Below are 13,185 nucleotides of genomic sequence, written 5' to 3'. Positions count from 1 at the left end.
ACATATTATTAGGGTCAATATTAAGGATCATTTTTATGTTCTTATTTTGTTCTAAATTTATATCGCCAATTTATAAATTTACAAGCATAAATATCCGCGCAGTGTCTATTTCTGTTTGCCCTCATCCCCCATCTCTGTATGCGCGGAAAAACGCCGAAATATGCGATAGATAAAATAAAGCCCCGCCGCCGCTATAAGGGTAAGGATAAGCGCGATGATAATCGCTGCCACCGGATTGGCCAGTGCAAGATATAATAACCCCCCCGTGGCCACATCCTCCGCCGATGACATAACAATATTGCTGACCGGTTCGGGGCTGCTATTTATGGTCGCGCGTGCGCCAGCCTTGGTCGCATGGCTGGCAAATGCAGCGCCGCCGCCCAATAAAAATGCCACAACCTGCCACGCGCCATCGCCGCTATCCACCACGGCCAGCGCCAATAATGCGCCGCCAATGGGTCGGATAAGGGTATGCAACCCATCCCATATGCTATCAAGCCATGCCACCTTATCGGCAAAAAATTCGGCAATTGCGCCCAATGCGCTTATCCCCAAAACCCACGGATTGGCCAAGGCGGAAAGCATTTGTAAATTTTGCGGCAAATCAATCCATCCGGTACGCATGGCAAGTCCGGTGGCAAAAATGGTCAAATATAATCGCCATCCTGAAAGCAGGCTGATACTGCCTGCCAATCCCAATAATTCAATCAAGCCCATATCGCCTCTCCCCCAATATCGCTGCATCCTGACATATTGGTTTAATTATGCAAGGCCGCGATCATTTTTTAGATGAAAATTTAACTGGATAATGAAGGCTTAATCGGCTTTATTCCTCGCATGACAATATCAACCCTGCACCCCAAAACGGGTGAACCCTTACCACCGGCCATCCCTGCGGCCACATTAATAATTTACCGTGATGCGCCGCATGGCCATCAATCGGAATTGTTAATGGTGGTACGCGCGCAATCAATGGCCTTTGCCGGCGGGGCGGCGGTATTTCCAGGGGGCAAGGTGGATGATGCAGATGTTGATTTTGCCTCCCATATAATAAAGCAGCAATCGCTTATCCTGCCTACGGATGAAATTGCCGCGCGATTGGCCGCCATTCGTGAAACATTGGAAGAAACGGGCCTTGCCCTTGGCATTGTGGGCGCGCATGACCCGCATCAGGTGGCCGAAGCACGGGCGATGGCGCATGAGGCGATATCCTTTGCCGATATTTGCGCAAAAATGCGCTGGCAACCCGATATATTGTCACTTACCCCATGGGCAAGGTGGCGGCCACCCTTATTGGAAAAGCGGGTTTTTGATACACGTTTTTACCTTATCAATGCCGGCAATGTGCCGATGGAGGCAAAGGTTGATGCAACCGAAAATAAATCCCTATTTTGGGGCAGCGCTGAACAGGCTTTGCACATGGCGGATAAGGGGGAGATAAAGGTTATTTTCCCCACCAGACGAAATTTGGAACGCCTTGCCCAATTTGATGTATTTGATGCGGCAAATGCCCATGCGCTGGACCATCCGGTTGAAATGGTGATGACATATATTGACGAACGCGCCGATGGCAAATGGCTATGCATCCCCGATGGGCATGGATATCCCGTAACCGAGGAACATTTATCAAGCGCGATGCGGGGTTGATTGATGAATATTTTTACACAATTTCAAGGCGTGATTGGCATCGCGCTTATCCTTGCCCTTGCATGGATAATATCCGAAAACCGCTTCAATAAACCCAAAAAAATGTGGATATTGGGTGCATTGGCAATTCAGCTTTGCCTTGCCTTTATGATTACACGCGTGCCCGTCATTTGGGATATTATCGCCTTGGCAAATCATGCGGTCAGCGCGGTGGAAAAGGCGACATTGGTCGGTTCATCCTATATGTTTGGATATATTGGCGGCGGCGAATTGCCGTTTAATGTAAAAGAGGGCCAGACCGCGCCATTGATAATCGCATTTCAAATATTGCCCTTGGTTATCGTATTTTCCGCATTGGCGGCGCTTTTTTGGCATTGGCGCATTTTGCCCGCCATTGTTCGCGGCCTAAGCTGGGCATTGCAAAAAACCATGAAGGTTAGCGGCGTTGTCGGCCTGTCCGGTGGGGCGAATATATTTTTGGGCGTGGTGGAATCGCCGCTTGTCGTGCGGGCATATTTTGCCAAAATGCCGCGCGGCGAATTATTTATGATTATGGTATTGGCCATGTCCACCATATCGGGCGCGATTTTAATCCTTTATGCCCAAACATTGTCAAAAACATTGGATAATGCCGTGGGCCATATGATTGCGGCCTCCATCATATCCCTGCCCGCCGCGATTTTGGTCGCGCGGTTAATCGTGCCCAATAATGATGAAGAAGGTGAGAATAATAATTTTCACCCCCCTGAAGCCGACCTAAAATATGATAATAGCATTGACGCCGTCATCAAAGGAACAATGGATGGGATGCAATTATTTTTGGCCGTAATTGCCATTATCATTGTGGTTTTTGCACTGGTCGCCTTGGCCGACCAAATTTTGGCCACCCTGCCCCATATTGATGGACAACCCATTACCCTGCGCGGCATATTCGGGTGGATATTTGCCCCGTTAATGTGGGCCATTGGCGTGCCGTGGGATGATGCGGGCAATGCCGGTGCGTTAATGGGAACAAAGGCGATATTAAATGAATATGTCGCCTATTTGGATTTGGCTGCATTGGGCAAGGACGCCTTTCCCCCGCGCTCCATGCTTATCATCACCTATGCGCTTTGCGGGGTGGCAAATTTGGCCAGCATTGGCCTGCTTGTCTCCACCATCGGGACATTATGCCCCGAAAGGCGGGCAGAGGTTGCCGCATTGGGCGTCAAAAGTTGGATAGCAGGTAATTTCGCCACCATGATGACGGGGGCGATTGTGGGTATAATTACACCAATTTAATATGTTCAATTATTCATAATTATATTATAGATATTCTATGGCTTTAGAAATACCTCATTGGGCATGTGCATGTGAAGACGCGGATGGCGAAAGGGCCTATGTCCATGAACCGGGCACTTTGGCCCAATGGGATGAATATAATTCACGCCCTCGTTATGTGCGTATAATGTTGGAATATAGCAGTTATGGCATTTACAATGGAGAGGGGGAAAGCACCATTGCCGATACCCTGCCCATATCGCCCTCCTTATGCCGCGATATTGAAAGATGGAATCACGATTATCAATATTTTGGGCAGGATATAAGCGAAGGTTATACTCTATATGAGGAAAGCCCGCTTTTCCCCCATGATCATTTTAACCGCAGGGGGGAAGCATTGGCCACCAGAATGCGCGAGGAACTTGGCCCTGAATGGGAAGTTTTTTATCAAAACACCTTTTTATCAGAGGATTAATCCTCTGGCGCAATTGTCACCGTCATCCCGTCAATCGCGTCCGACACCTCAATTTGGCAGGATAGGCGCGATGTCGCATTGCGGTGATCGGTGCTTTCCAACAAATCATCCTCATCTTCCTGCATAGCGGGGATTTTATCGGCATATTCCGCATCAATATATACATGGCATGTCGCACAAGAGCTGCACCCACCGCAAAGCGCCAAAAGCTCGTCAAAACCATTATCGCGAATAACTTCCATCACGCTGAGGCCCATTTCGGCTTCTACTTCGCGCTTTGCGCCGCTGCGGTCGATGACATTGATGGTCGGCATAATATACTCCAATAAATAATTACATTATCGCAATAGCCGCCCTGCCCCATGATGCAAATATATTATTTTGCCTATTTGAAATAAATCATATCCCTATCAAAACATATAAAGTCTTGGCGTGGGCGGCTTTGCTTCCTATGTCATAGGAAAAATAGATTCGCAGGATAAAAATATGACCGAAATTAAATCAGCCCCCGTTATCATTATTGGTTCTGGCCCCGCAGGGTATAGCGCCGCCGTTTACGCCGCGCGCGCCAATTTATCCCCTATGATTGTCACCGGAGTAGAGGTTGGCGGACAGTTAATGACCACCACAGATGTGGATAATTGGCCCGGCGATGATGCGGGTGTGCTTGGCCCGGAATTGATGGAAAGAATGCGTAAACATGCCGAACGTTTTGGCACGGATATGGTCAATGATTATATTGAAAGCGTGGATTTTTCCTCCCGCCCGTTCAAATTAAAAGGCGGCAATACCGAATATCATGCAGACAGCGTGATTATCGCCACGGGGGCAAGTGCCCAATATCTTGGCCTGCCTTCGGAAACGGCCTTTATGGGCAAGGGTGTGTCGGCATGTGCAACTTGTGATGGATTTTTCTATCGCGGCAAGCCTGTGGCCGTTATTGGCGGCGGCAATACTGCTGTGGAGGAAGCGTTATATTTGGCCAATATCGCAAGCCATGTCACATTGGTGCATCGCCGCGATACCCTACGCGCGGAAAAAATCTTGCAAGACCGTTTATTTGAACGGGAAAAAGAAGGCAAAATCACCATTAAATGGCATCATACGCTTGACGAAGTTTTGGGCGACAATATGGGCGTTACCGGCATGCGGATAAAGGCAACGGACGGCGCAGAAAATCCCGGCGCAACCGAAGATATTATATTGCACGGCGTGTTCATTGCCATTGGCCATAAACCCAATACCGCGATTTTCGATGGACATTTGGACATGGCCGGCGGATATATTAAGGTGCGTAGCGGTTTGGAGGGTCAGGCCACCGAAACCAGCGTGCCGGGCGTATTTGCGTGCGGCGATGTGATGGATCATATTTATCGCCAAGCAGTGACCAGCGCAGGCACAGGATGTATGGCCGCATTGGATGCAGAGCGCTTTATTGAAGCAAATGGCAGGACGGTTTAACCCAAATTATACGCAATATTTTCCATATTGACCCAAATATTATAATCACATAGGCTTTGTTTCAAAGGTCGCATCCACGCATATTTTGGCGTTCTTAATTTGACGCACATATTTTTGGGGAGGATGAGTCATGTTTCATGGTAATGTTAGTTTGGAAATTGCCGAAGGGTTAAAGCTTCTTCGCAAACGTATCAATGCGGCCAATATTCCCCCGTCAAAATTGGATGAAACATTAAATATTGCGACATGGAATATTCGCGAATTTGGCAAAAAGAAACGCAGTGATGCCGCCATCCATTATATTGCCGAAATTATCGGCCAATTTGACTTTGTCGGATTGGTCGAACTGCGCGACAATTTATCCGACCTAAACCGGATTTTACCGATTTTAGGGCCATATTGGGATGCGGTATATTCCGATGCCATTCCCGACGCAGGGGGCAACCGCGAACGTATATGCTATATTTATGACAGCCGCACCGTGCGATTTAACGGCATGGCGGCAGAGGCAAGCCCCCCGCGCAAGAAACGCGGCACCGAATATTTAAGCGCCGAAAGCTGGTGGCGCGCGCCCTATGTCGCGTCATTTAAATCGGGTAATTTTGACTTTTTGGCCTTTACCACCCATGTGCGATGGGGCGATGACTTAGCGGCAAGACAGAGCGAAATACAGGGGCTGGCCAATTGGGTCGGCGCAAAAATAAAGGAAAAACATGCCGAGGATAAGGATATTATCGTCATGGGCGACTTTAATATACCCAGCCGCAATGACCCGATGTTTGCCGCCATCACCTCCACCGGACTGGAATTACCCCATGCGTTAATCGCCGATGATTTTGGCACAAATTTGGCGCGTAATAAACGTTATGATCAAATATTACATTTGGCGCGTTATCCCGATAATTTTACCAATGCGGGCGGGGTTTTGGATTTTTATGCCAGCGATCATAAACCCCTTTTCCCCGATTTGGATAAACGCGCATTTACATATGAATTATCGGATCATTTGCCCCTATGGATTCAAATAAACACCGACATTGACGGCATCATGCTGGACCAAATTATCCAAAGGAAACAGCGTTAAATTGCGCCTTATGGGCGGTGAGCCATTTGCTTCAATATTGAAATATTCATCTGATTGTTTATGCTGTACAAAAAACGGCATAAGGATTTGAAATGCACATTCTCCCCAAAGCGGCCATCTCTGCGGCATATTTATCGGCATGTCTGGGCGCATTTTCATATAGCATACCCCTTGCACATGCTCAGCAAAGCCAAAATAGCACCGAGGATAAGGAAGAAAATGGGCAAGAAGCGCAAAAACAAGGCATAGAGGATATTTTGGATGCTGCCATTGCCGCCGATGATGAAAGCGCCGTTGACGCCATTGCCAAATATAGCAAAAATAACCCCAATATTACCAAAAAAGCAGAGGAGTATAAGGCCGCCAAAGCGGAAAAAAACCAATTGGCCAAGGCAGAGAAGCTTAAAGGCAATTTATTCCAAAATTGGCATGGAAGCGGGGAATTTGGCGCATTTCAATCCAGCGGGAATAGCGAAAATATAGGCATATCGGCGGGCATTAAATTATTAAAAGAAAGCAAAAGCTGGCGATTAAAATTTAACGCACAGGGTGATTTTCAACGCAGCAATGGCGTGACCAGCCGCGAACAAATTATTGTGGGTTTGGAACCGCATTATGTCATCAATGATCGGTTATTCGCCTATGGCTTGACCCAATTTGAACGCGATAAATTTCAAGGATTCTTGGAAAGATATACTTTATCCGGCGGTTTGGGTTATCAGATTATCAAAACTGACATCGTGCAATTGGATGTAAAGGCAGGTCCGGCATGGCGCGATACAAAATTCACCGATGGCCGTTCAGATGTCAGCATTGCGGGATTGGCGGCGGCCAATTTTAAAACCAATATCGCATCAAATATCATTTTTCGTCAGGACGCCTCCGCCTATGTTCAATCGGGCAATAGCAGCCTTGCCGCGTTAAGCGCATTGGACGCGAAATTAAGCGATAATTTAACCGCAAGGCTATCCTATCAGGTGAAACATGAAACCAACCCGCCCGCTGGACGGGAGAAAACCGACACCTTGTCACGTGTTACGGTGATTGTTGGCTTTTAATACAATATAATAACAGCTTATTTAATTGCTGCCGCACGGTCGCATGCATCCTTATACCCTAAATCACATGATTTTTGGTAATAGGTTTTTGCCAATTGTGTATTTTTGGTAACGCCCTGCCCTGAATTGTAAATAACGCCCAAATTATTACAAGCTGTGTCATTTTTTCCGTTACAGCTGATAATATAATCGGCAATTGCCCCATCAATTTTTATCGCCATGCCCAATCCCAATTGCTGTAAATATCCCGATTGAAAACAGCTATATGGATTTGATTGGTCGCACCCCTTGCGGGCAAATTGATATGCCTTTGCATATTCAACCGTGCCATATTTCACCATCCTTAAAACATAGGCAAGTGCACCGCATGATTCAGCATATCCTAAATTACATGATTTTTCGTAATTTGTTTTTGCCAGTGCATAATTTAACGCCGTTCCTTCGCCTTTCATTTGTGCCTGCGCCAAATTAAAACATCCATATTTATTATCACCATTACAGGCGGTTTGGAAAAATGTGCCTGCCATCGCTTTGTCCATCGCGACGCCAAAACCATTTTTATAAAATCGGCCCGTATCATTGCACCCTCTTGGGTCACCCAAATTACAGGCTTTTTTAAATAAACTTAGCGCCAAACTCTGATTTACCTCCTGCCCTTCGCCCTTTTCGGCCATGGTGCCAAGATAATAACAGCCCGATTTTTGGTTTTTTTGCCCATTACATGCCTTGGTATAATTTGCCTTGGCGTTAAAAATATCGCGTGGCCCGCCATTGCCATTATATTGCATAGCGGCCAAATCTGAACATGATATCTCATCGCCAATATTGCATCCTTGGGCATAGCTGGCCCGTGCCTTTACCGCATCCGCAGTACGCCCATTGCCCGATTCCTCCATCGACCCCCTTGCCCAACATCCAAGCCCATATTTGCGAACCGTGCATAATTGATCAAAACTGGAATAGGCGGCGGCATAATTGCCTGATTTAAAATTTTCCAGTGCTTCATTATAAATATCAATGTCTGGGCGCTGTGCCGTGCCCGATTGTGCGGGTGCTGCATATGCCAAAGCAGGATAGGCAAGCAGACCTATACTCAACATTATAATCGCCAATATTATGCTGATAGAAATTTTTTGCCCTTTGTTCATCCTATTTTGTCTTAATATCATGACTCGCCATCCTTTTTCCATTTCACTTTAAGAAAAACTTTATTTATATTTTTTCAAAACCTCGCACCCTGCTTCATGCTGCAAATCGCAAGCCTTTTGAAACCAGGTTTTTGCCATGACCAAATCCTTGGGTGCACCTTCCCCATTATAATAAATTACACCGATATTATAACAGGATGTATTTTCATTTTGTGCGCAGGATTTTTCATAATCGACCAATGCATTTTTGATATTCACCGCAGTGCCAATGCCTTTATGTTTCGCATATCCAGTTTGAAAGCAGCTTTTCTTTTCCCCTATATCACAGCCGATTTGTGCATATGTATATCCCAATTGCGGATTGACCGGCCCATATTTGCTATACCGCATCATTTCGGAATAGGACGCACAGGCGGTATAATATTTTAATATGCATGATTGTTTAAAACTAGCCCTTGCTTTTTCATATTCATCAGCAGTGACAGCTTGTTCTTTTAACAATATACCAAAATTAAAACATCCTTCGCTGGCTTTCAAATCGCAGGATTTTGCATAATATTGCCGTGCCATAGGCATATTTATGGCACCGCCAATTCCCCTTTCATACATAAACCCTATTGCACCGCATCCCTTGTTAAAATCACCATTGCATGATTTTTCAAATAAATTACGGGATAAAGTTAAATTTTCAGCACCGCCTTTTGCTTCTTTGTAGAAACCGCCCGCACGCCAACATCCCTCAGCATCGCCAAGGTTGCAGCTTTTTTCATATAATTTTCTTGCTTCAAATAAATTGATTATCGTTCCATGGCCAAATTCGTAAATTAAACCCAAATTATGACAGCCGCGTTTTTGGTTTTTTTTACCATTGCATGCTTTTTGATAATTTAACCGTGCACTCGTATAATCTTTTGGCCCGCCACGCCCATTAAATTGCATTAACCCTAAATAAGAACAGGAAAGTTCATCTGAAATATTGCACCCTTTGGCATAGGCTTCGCGTGCATTTGCATGGTTTACGGCCTCTCCCTCTCCCTTTTCCGCCAAATATCCCACACCCCAACAGCCAAGGCCATAATTTGCCGTGCACGCCTGCTGAAAGTAATTTTTGGCAGAAGAATAATTTTTTACCCTATATTGCTCTATTCCCTTTTTATAGGTTTCGGATGCCGCAATGGACACTGCATCATTGGTTTGTGCAAAGGCGGGAAATAGCAACGCCGTAATGCAAAATCCGATTATTAATAAAATTGCTAATGCTGATTTTGCCAATGCAGATTTTATTTGCGCCCTGCCCATAATATTCCCGCCATATTATTATAGTGAATAAGGCGTAATTTAAACAAAATCGGGTAAATCTGTCCAATGACAATGATTGTTAGATTTTCATGTGATGGTAAGTTGCGATGTCAAATGAAGGCGCAATTTAATGCGCCTCGCCCCAGCTTGCCCCCGTGCCAATATCCACGCCAAGGGGGATGGAAAGCGTTAAATAGGGCAAGGCCGCATTGGCCATGACATCATTTATCACCTTGCTGGCGGCATCGATTTTATCCTGCGGACATTCAAAAACCAATTCATCATGCACCTGCAGCAACATTTTGACATCACCCAATCCGGCATGTTGTAAAGCAGGAACCATTCGTGCCATTGCCCGTTTGATAATATCCGCGCATGTCCCCTGTATCGGAGCGTTTATCGCGGCACGTTCACTGCCCTGACGCTCTGCGCCATTGGATGAATTGATACGCGGAAAATGCGTTTTTCGGCCAAATAATGTTTCGGTATATTCGCATTCCTTCACCCTTGTCGTGGTTTCCTGAATATAGGCGGAAATACCAGGGAAACGGGCAAAATATATGTCAATCATCGCTTGGGCTTCATCGGGTGTTACTTCCAATCTTTTGGCCAATCCCCAACGCGATATGCCATAAAGAATGGCAAAATTTATCGTCTTTGCACGGCCACGGCTTTCGCGCGTCACCTCCCCGAACAGCTCCTGCGCGGTGCGGGCGTGAATATCTTCCCCTGCCTCAAACGCTTCTTTAAGCGGCGCAATATTGGCAATATGCGCGGCAAGCCGAAGCTCAATTTGGCTATAATCCGCCGCCAATATGACATTACCCTTATCCGCAACAAAGGCATGGCGTATTTGACGACCTATTTCAGTTCGTATCGGGATATTTTGCAAATTGGGATCGGTGGAGGAAAGCCGCCCCGTCTGTGCCCCGACCAAGCTATAGCTGGTATGCACGCGCCCCGTTTTGGGGTTGATTTGCGCCTGCAGTGCGTCGGTATAGGTGGATTTTAATTTGGCCAATTGCCGCCAATCAAGGATTTTTTGCGCTATCTCTACACCATTGCTGGCCAAATCTTCCAATACGGTGACGTCGGTGCTAAATTGTCCCGATTTTCCTTTTTTCCCACCTTTCAGGCCCATTTTACCAAATAAAATTTCGCCCAATTGTTTGGGACTGCCCAGCGTAAATTCCTCACCCGCAATCGCGTAAATTTCCTGTTCCAAACGCGCCATTTCACCGGCAAAATCATGGCTTAACTTTGCCAATTTTTCGCGGTCAACCAATATGCCCTCACCCTCCATCTTGGCGATGACATCCACCAATGGGCGGTCAACCATTTGGTAAATTTTGCTTGCCCCTTCGGCGGGCAAACGCAATTTCAAATGTTGCCACAGGCGCAGGGTCACATCCGCATCTTCGGCGGCATATTTTGTCGCATCCTCCACGGGGACTTCGGCAAAGCTAATCTGTTTTTTACCCGTGCCGGTAAGTGATTTATAGCTGATACATTCATGCCCCAAATGCCGTTTGGCAAGCTCATCCATGCCATGGCCATGTTTACCCGCATCAAGGTTGAAACTCATCACCATCGTGTCATCAATATTGTTGATGATAATATCATGCTGCGCCAAAACCAGCTTATCATATTTCAAATTTTGACCAATTTTCAAAACGCTATCATCGGCCAATAATGGACGAATAATGTCCAGCGCAGTTTTCATCTCCACCATTTCGGGACGCTGCGCCAACAAATCTGTGCCGCCATGGGCCAAGGGGACATAACATGCCTCCCCCGCTGTTATCGCCATGGAAAAGCCGATTAAATTGGCGGTCACTGCCTCCAAACTATCGGTTTCGGTGTCAAAGGCAAAATGGCCAATGGCGCGGGCGCGGTCCACCCATTTTTGCAAATCCTCCGCGTCCGTCACCATGACATAATCATCAATATTTATCGGCGGCATTTCGGGCGGCTTTGCAGCCTGTCCGGCCATTATAGCACCTGCCGCGTCAATTTTAACCTTGTCATGGTCAGCGCCTCTTGTCCCTGCAATCGCTTTATTAGCGGCGGAAACATCGGATAATTGGCCAATTCTTTTTAACAATGAATTAAACCCATGATAGGTTAAAAATTCGGCCAATGGTTCGGGCGGAATATCCCGCAAAGGCATATCTTCCAAAGCAATGGGCAGCGGGCAATCATCTTTCAACGTCACCAAAATTTTGGACAAACGCGCTTTATCACTATGTTCGATAAGGTTTTCGCGCATTTTGGATTTCTTCATTTCCGGCGCGGCGGCCAACACGCTTTCCAAATCGCCAAATTCATTGATTAGTTTTGATGCGGTTTTCGGCCCAACCCCCGGCACACCGGGCACATTATCCGCGCTATCCCCCATTAATGCCAGCACATCGCCAACCTTATCTGGCCCAACATCAAATTTGGCCCGCACCCCTGCATCGCCAATACGGGCATTTTTCATGGTATCCAGCATGTCGACGCGGCTATCCTCAACCGGTTCGATTAACTGCATCAAATCCTTGTCCGAACTGACAATGGTGACGCGCCATCCGGCGGCAATTGCCGCCTTGGTATAGCTGGCAATCATGTCGTCCGCCTCCACATTTTCCTCCTCAATTAACGGGAGGGAGAATGCGTTGGTTGCGTCGCGTATCATGGGAAATTGCGGGCGCAAATCCTCTGGCGCGGGGGGGCGGTTCGCCTTATATTGATCATAAATATCATTGCGGAAACTTTTGCTGGATTTATCCAGCACCACCGCCATATGGGTTGGCCCGTCGGCGGCGTGCAAATCATCCGCCAATTTCCACAACATTGACGTATATCCATATACCGCGCCCACCGGCTCACCATGAATATTGGTCAATGGCGGTAATCGGTGATAGGCACGAAAAATATATGCCGACCCATCGATAAGGTAAAGATGATTGGGGCGTTGGTTATTATTTCCCGCGCTGGATTCGTCTGTATCAATATTTGTCATGAAGCGACCATATCAATGATAGATGATAAGGTCAGCCTTTTTACAAAAAATCGAATAATTTTTTACGCGGCCGCCTCTTTGGCCAGAATATTTTTAATGATATTTTGAAAAACATCCGCATCCTGTGCGCCAGGAACCATATATTTTTCGGCAATGATAATGGCGGGCACGCCCTGAATATCGCGTTCGCGCCACATATGTTGCTCCGCCCGCACCGCCCGCGTAATTTCTTCATCCAACAAAGCCGCCCTTGCCCCTTCGCTTTCAAAACCCGCCTTCATCGCGGTGGCCAGCAAGACATCCATATCATCAATATTTTTACCCTCGGTAAAATATGCGTTAAATAATGCCAATTTCATGCGTGTTTGCGCCGCCGGACCAAATGATGCGCCCGCCCAGTGGATTAATTTATGCCCGCCAAAACTATTATATACGTGCATGTCATCACCATAGTTAAAGGTAAAGCCAAGCGCTGCGCCCTTATCCACCAAAGCCTGACGTGCTTGTCTGCCCTGTTCCACGGTGCGGCCATATTTACGCGCAATATGCTCTGCCGCATTTTCGCCGCCTGCGGGCATATTTGGGTTTAATTCAAATGGGTGCCAATAAAATTCCGCTTGAATTTTATCAGCCTCATCGGCGGCGGTATTTAATGCCGCAATTGCCTTTTCCACCTGTTTATAGCCAATAATACACCATGGGCAGACAATGTCCGACACAATGTCAAAACGTAATTTGCGCGTCATCCG

At 46.7% G+C, this 13,185-nt stretch carries 12 protein-coding genes; 6 read left to right on the top strand and 6 right to left on the bottom strand.

The window, feature by feature from the left end; all coding sequences use genetic code 11:
• Nucleotides 1–105: 105 nt before the first annotated feature.
• A complete protein-coding gene (locus LPB140_RS05170) occupies nt 106–717 on the bottom strand; it encodes a DUF4126 domain-containing protein (RefSeq protein ID WP_072558943.1) in 612 nt (203 codons plus the stop codon).
• A gap of 120 nt (nt 718–837) precedes the next feature.
• Between LPB140_RS05170 and LPB140_RS05165 the strand changes: the two genes are divergently transcribed.
• From LPB140_RS05165 to LPB140_RS05155, 3 genes are read left to right on the top strand one after another with little or no spacing between them, the layout of a single operon-like run.
• A complete protein-coding gene (locus tag LPB140_RS05165; protein WP_072558942.1) occupies nt 838–1,647 on the top strand; it encodes an NUDIX hydrolase in 810 nt (269 codons plus the stop codon).
• A 3-nt stretch (nt 1,648–1,650) separates the two neighbouring features.
• The gene (locus LPB140_RS05160; RefSeq protein ID WP_072558941.1) at nt 1,651–2,928 is read left to right on the top strand and encodes a NupC/NupG family nucleoside CNT transporter; all 1,278 of its coding nucleotides are present in this window, start codon (nt 1,651–1,653) and stop codon (nt 2,926–2,928) included.
• Between the two features lie 37 nt (nt 2,929–2,965).
• The gene (locus tag LPB140_RS05155; protein ID WP_072558940.1) at nt 2,966–3,382 is read left to right on the top strand and encodes an immunity protein CdiI family protein; all 417 of its coding nucleotides are present in this window, start codon (nt 2,966–2,968) and stop codon (nt 3,380–3,382) included.
• Here the strand turns inward: LPB140_RS05155 and LPB140_RS05150 are convergent.
• Nucleotides 3,379–3,696 carry a 2Fe-2S iron-sulfur cluster-binding protein gene (locus LPB140_RS05150; RefSeq protein WP_072558939.1) on the bottom strand — a complete coding sequence of 106 codons (318 nt, stop codon included), beginning with the start codon at nt 3,694–3,696 and terminating at the stop codon, nt 3,379–3,381. The two genes, LPB140_RS05155 and LPB140_RS05150, sit on opposite strands and share 4 nt — an antisense overlap.
• Nucleotides 3,697–3,868: 172 nt before the next feature.
• Here LPB140_RS05150 and trxB point away from each other — a divergent pair, with 172 nt between their 5' ends.
• The 3 genes from trxB to LPB140_RS05135 all read left to right on the top strand — a co-directional run bounded on the left by trxB (nt 3,869) and on the right by LPB140_RS05135 (nt 6,985).
• Complete coding sequence (gene trxB / locus LPB140_RS05145; protein ID WP_072558938.1) at nt 3,869–4,843, top strand: thioredoxin-disulfide reductase; 975 nt, start codon at nt 3,869–3,871, stop codon at nt 4,841–4,843.
• Between the two features lie 130 nt (nt 4,844–4,973).
• Nucleotides 4,974–5,927, top strand: a complete 954-nt coding sequence (locus LPB140_RS05140) for an endonuclease/exonuclease/phosphatase family protein (RefSeq protein WP_072558937.1) — start codon at nt 4,974–4,976, stop codon at nt 5,925–5,927.
• A 92-nt stretch (nt 5,928–6,019) separates the two neighbouring features.
• Complete coding sequence (locus LPB140_RS05135) at nt 6,020–6,985, top strand: DUF481 domain-containing protein (RefSeq protein WP_072558936.1); 966 nt, start codon at nt 6,020–6,022, stop codon at nt 6,983–6,985.
• A gap of 17 nt (nt 6,986–7,002) precedes the next feature.
• On the opposite strand, the gene LPB140_RS05130 is transcribed toward LPB140_RS05135, so the two are convergent.
• From LPB140_RS05130 to LPB140_RS05115, 4 genes are all read right to left on the bottom strand, one after another.
• Nucleotides 7,003–8,085, bottom strand: a complete 1,083-nt coding sequence (locus LPB140_RS05130) for a tetratricopeptide repeat protein (RefSeq protein WP_198024175.1) — start codon at nt 8,083–8,085, stop codon at nt 7,003–7,005.
• Nucleotides 8,086–8,193: 108 nt separating this feature from the next.
• On the bottom strand, nt 8,194–9,432 hold the full coding sequence (locus LPB140_RS05125; RefSeq protein WP_072558934.1) for a tetratricopeptide repeat protein: 1,239 nt from the start codon (nt 9,430–9,432) through the stop codon (nt 8,194–8,196).
• 127 nt (nt 9,433–9,559) lie between these two features.
• Nucleotides 9,560–12,436: a DNA polymerase I gene (gene polA / locus LPB140_RS05120; RefSeq protein WP_072558933.1), complete on the bottom strand. Its 2,877-nt coding sequence runs from the start codon at nt 12,434–12,436 to the stop codon at nt 9,560–9,562.
• 62 nt (nt 12,437–12,498) lie between these two features.
• Entirely contained in the window at nt 12,499–13,182 is a 684-nt protein-coding gene (locus tag LPB140_RS05115) for a DsbA family oxidoreductase (RefSeq protein WP_072558932.1), read from the bottom strand.
• Nucleotides 13,183–13,185 lie beyond the last annotated feature (3 nt).

The organism is Sphingorhabdus lutea, from assembly GCF_001889025.1.
Classification (GTDB): domain Bacteria; phylum Pseudomonadota; class Alphaproteobacteria; order Sphingomonadales; family Sphingomonadaceae; genus Sphingorhabdus_B; species Sphingorhabdus_B lutea.
Note: the sequence above shows the minus strand (reverse complement) of the source record. Positions and strands in the feature narration are given on the sequence as shown.

Bases quoted from the DNA above. Each gene is read 5' to 3' on its own strand.
- LPB140_RS05170 (WP_072558943.1), bottom strand. From the start codon at position 717: ATGGGCTTGATTGAATTATTGGGATTGGCAGGCAGTATCAGCCTGCTT.
- LPB140_RS05165 (WP_072558942.1), top strand. From the start codon at position 838: ATGACAATATCAACCCTGCACCCCAAAACGGGTGAACCCTTACCACCG.
- LPB140_RS05160 (WP_072558941.1), top strand. From the start codon at position 1,651: ATGAATATTTTTACACAATTTCAAGGCGTGATTGGCATCGCGCTTATC.
- LPB140_RS05155 (WP_072558940.1), top strand. From the start codon at position 2,966: ATGGCTTTAGAAATACCTCATTGGGCATGTGCATGTGAAGACGCGGAT.
- LPB140_RS05150 (WP_072558939.1), bottom strand. From the start codon at position 3,696: ATGCCGACCATCAATGTCATCGACCGCAGCGGCGCAAAGCGCGAAGTA.
- trxB (WP_072558938.1), top strand. From the start codon at position 3,869: ATGACCGAAATTAAATCAGCCCCCGTTATCATTATTGGTTCTGGCCCC.
- LPB140_RS05140 (WP_072558937.1), top strand. From the start codon at position 4,974: ATGTTTCATGGTAATGTTAGTTTGGAAATTGCCGAAGGGTTAAAGCTT.
- LPB140_RS05135 (WP_072558936.1), top strand. From the start codon at position 6,020: ATGCACATTCTCCCCAAAGCGGCCATCTCTGCGGCATATTTATCGGCA.
- LPB140_RS05130 (WP_198024175.1), bottom strand. From the start codon at position 8,085: ATGTTGAGTATAGGTCTGCTTGCCTATCCTGCTTTGGCATATGCAGCA.
- LPB140_RS05125 (WP_072558934.1), bottom strand. From the start codon at position 9,432: ATGGGCAGGGCGCAAATAAAATCTGCATTGGCAAAATCAGCATTAGCA.
- polA (WP_072558933.1), bottom strand. From the start codon at position 12,436: ATGACAAATATTGATACAGACGAATCCAGCGCGGGAAATAATAACCAA.
- LPB140_RS05115 (WP_072558932.1), bottom strand. From the start codon at position 13,182: ATGACGCGCAAATTACGTTTTGACATTGTGTCGGACATTGTCTGCCCA.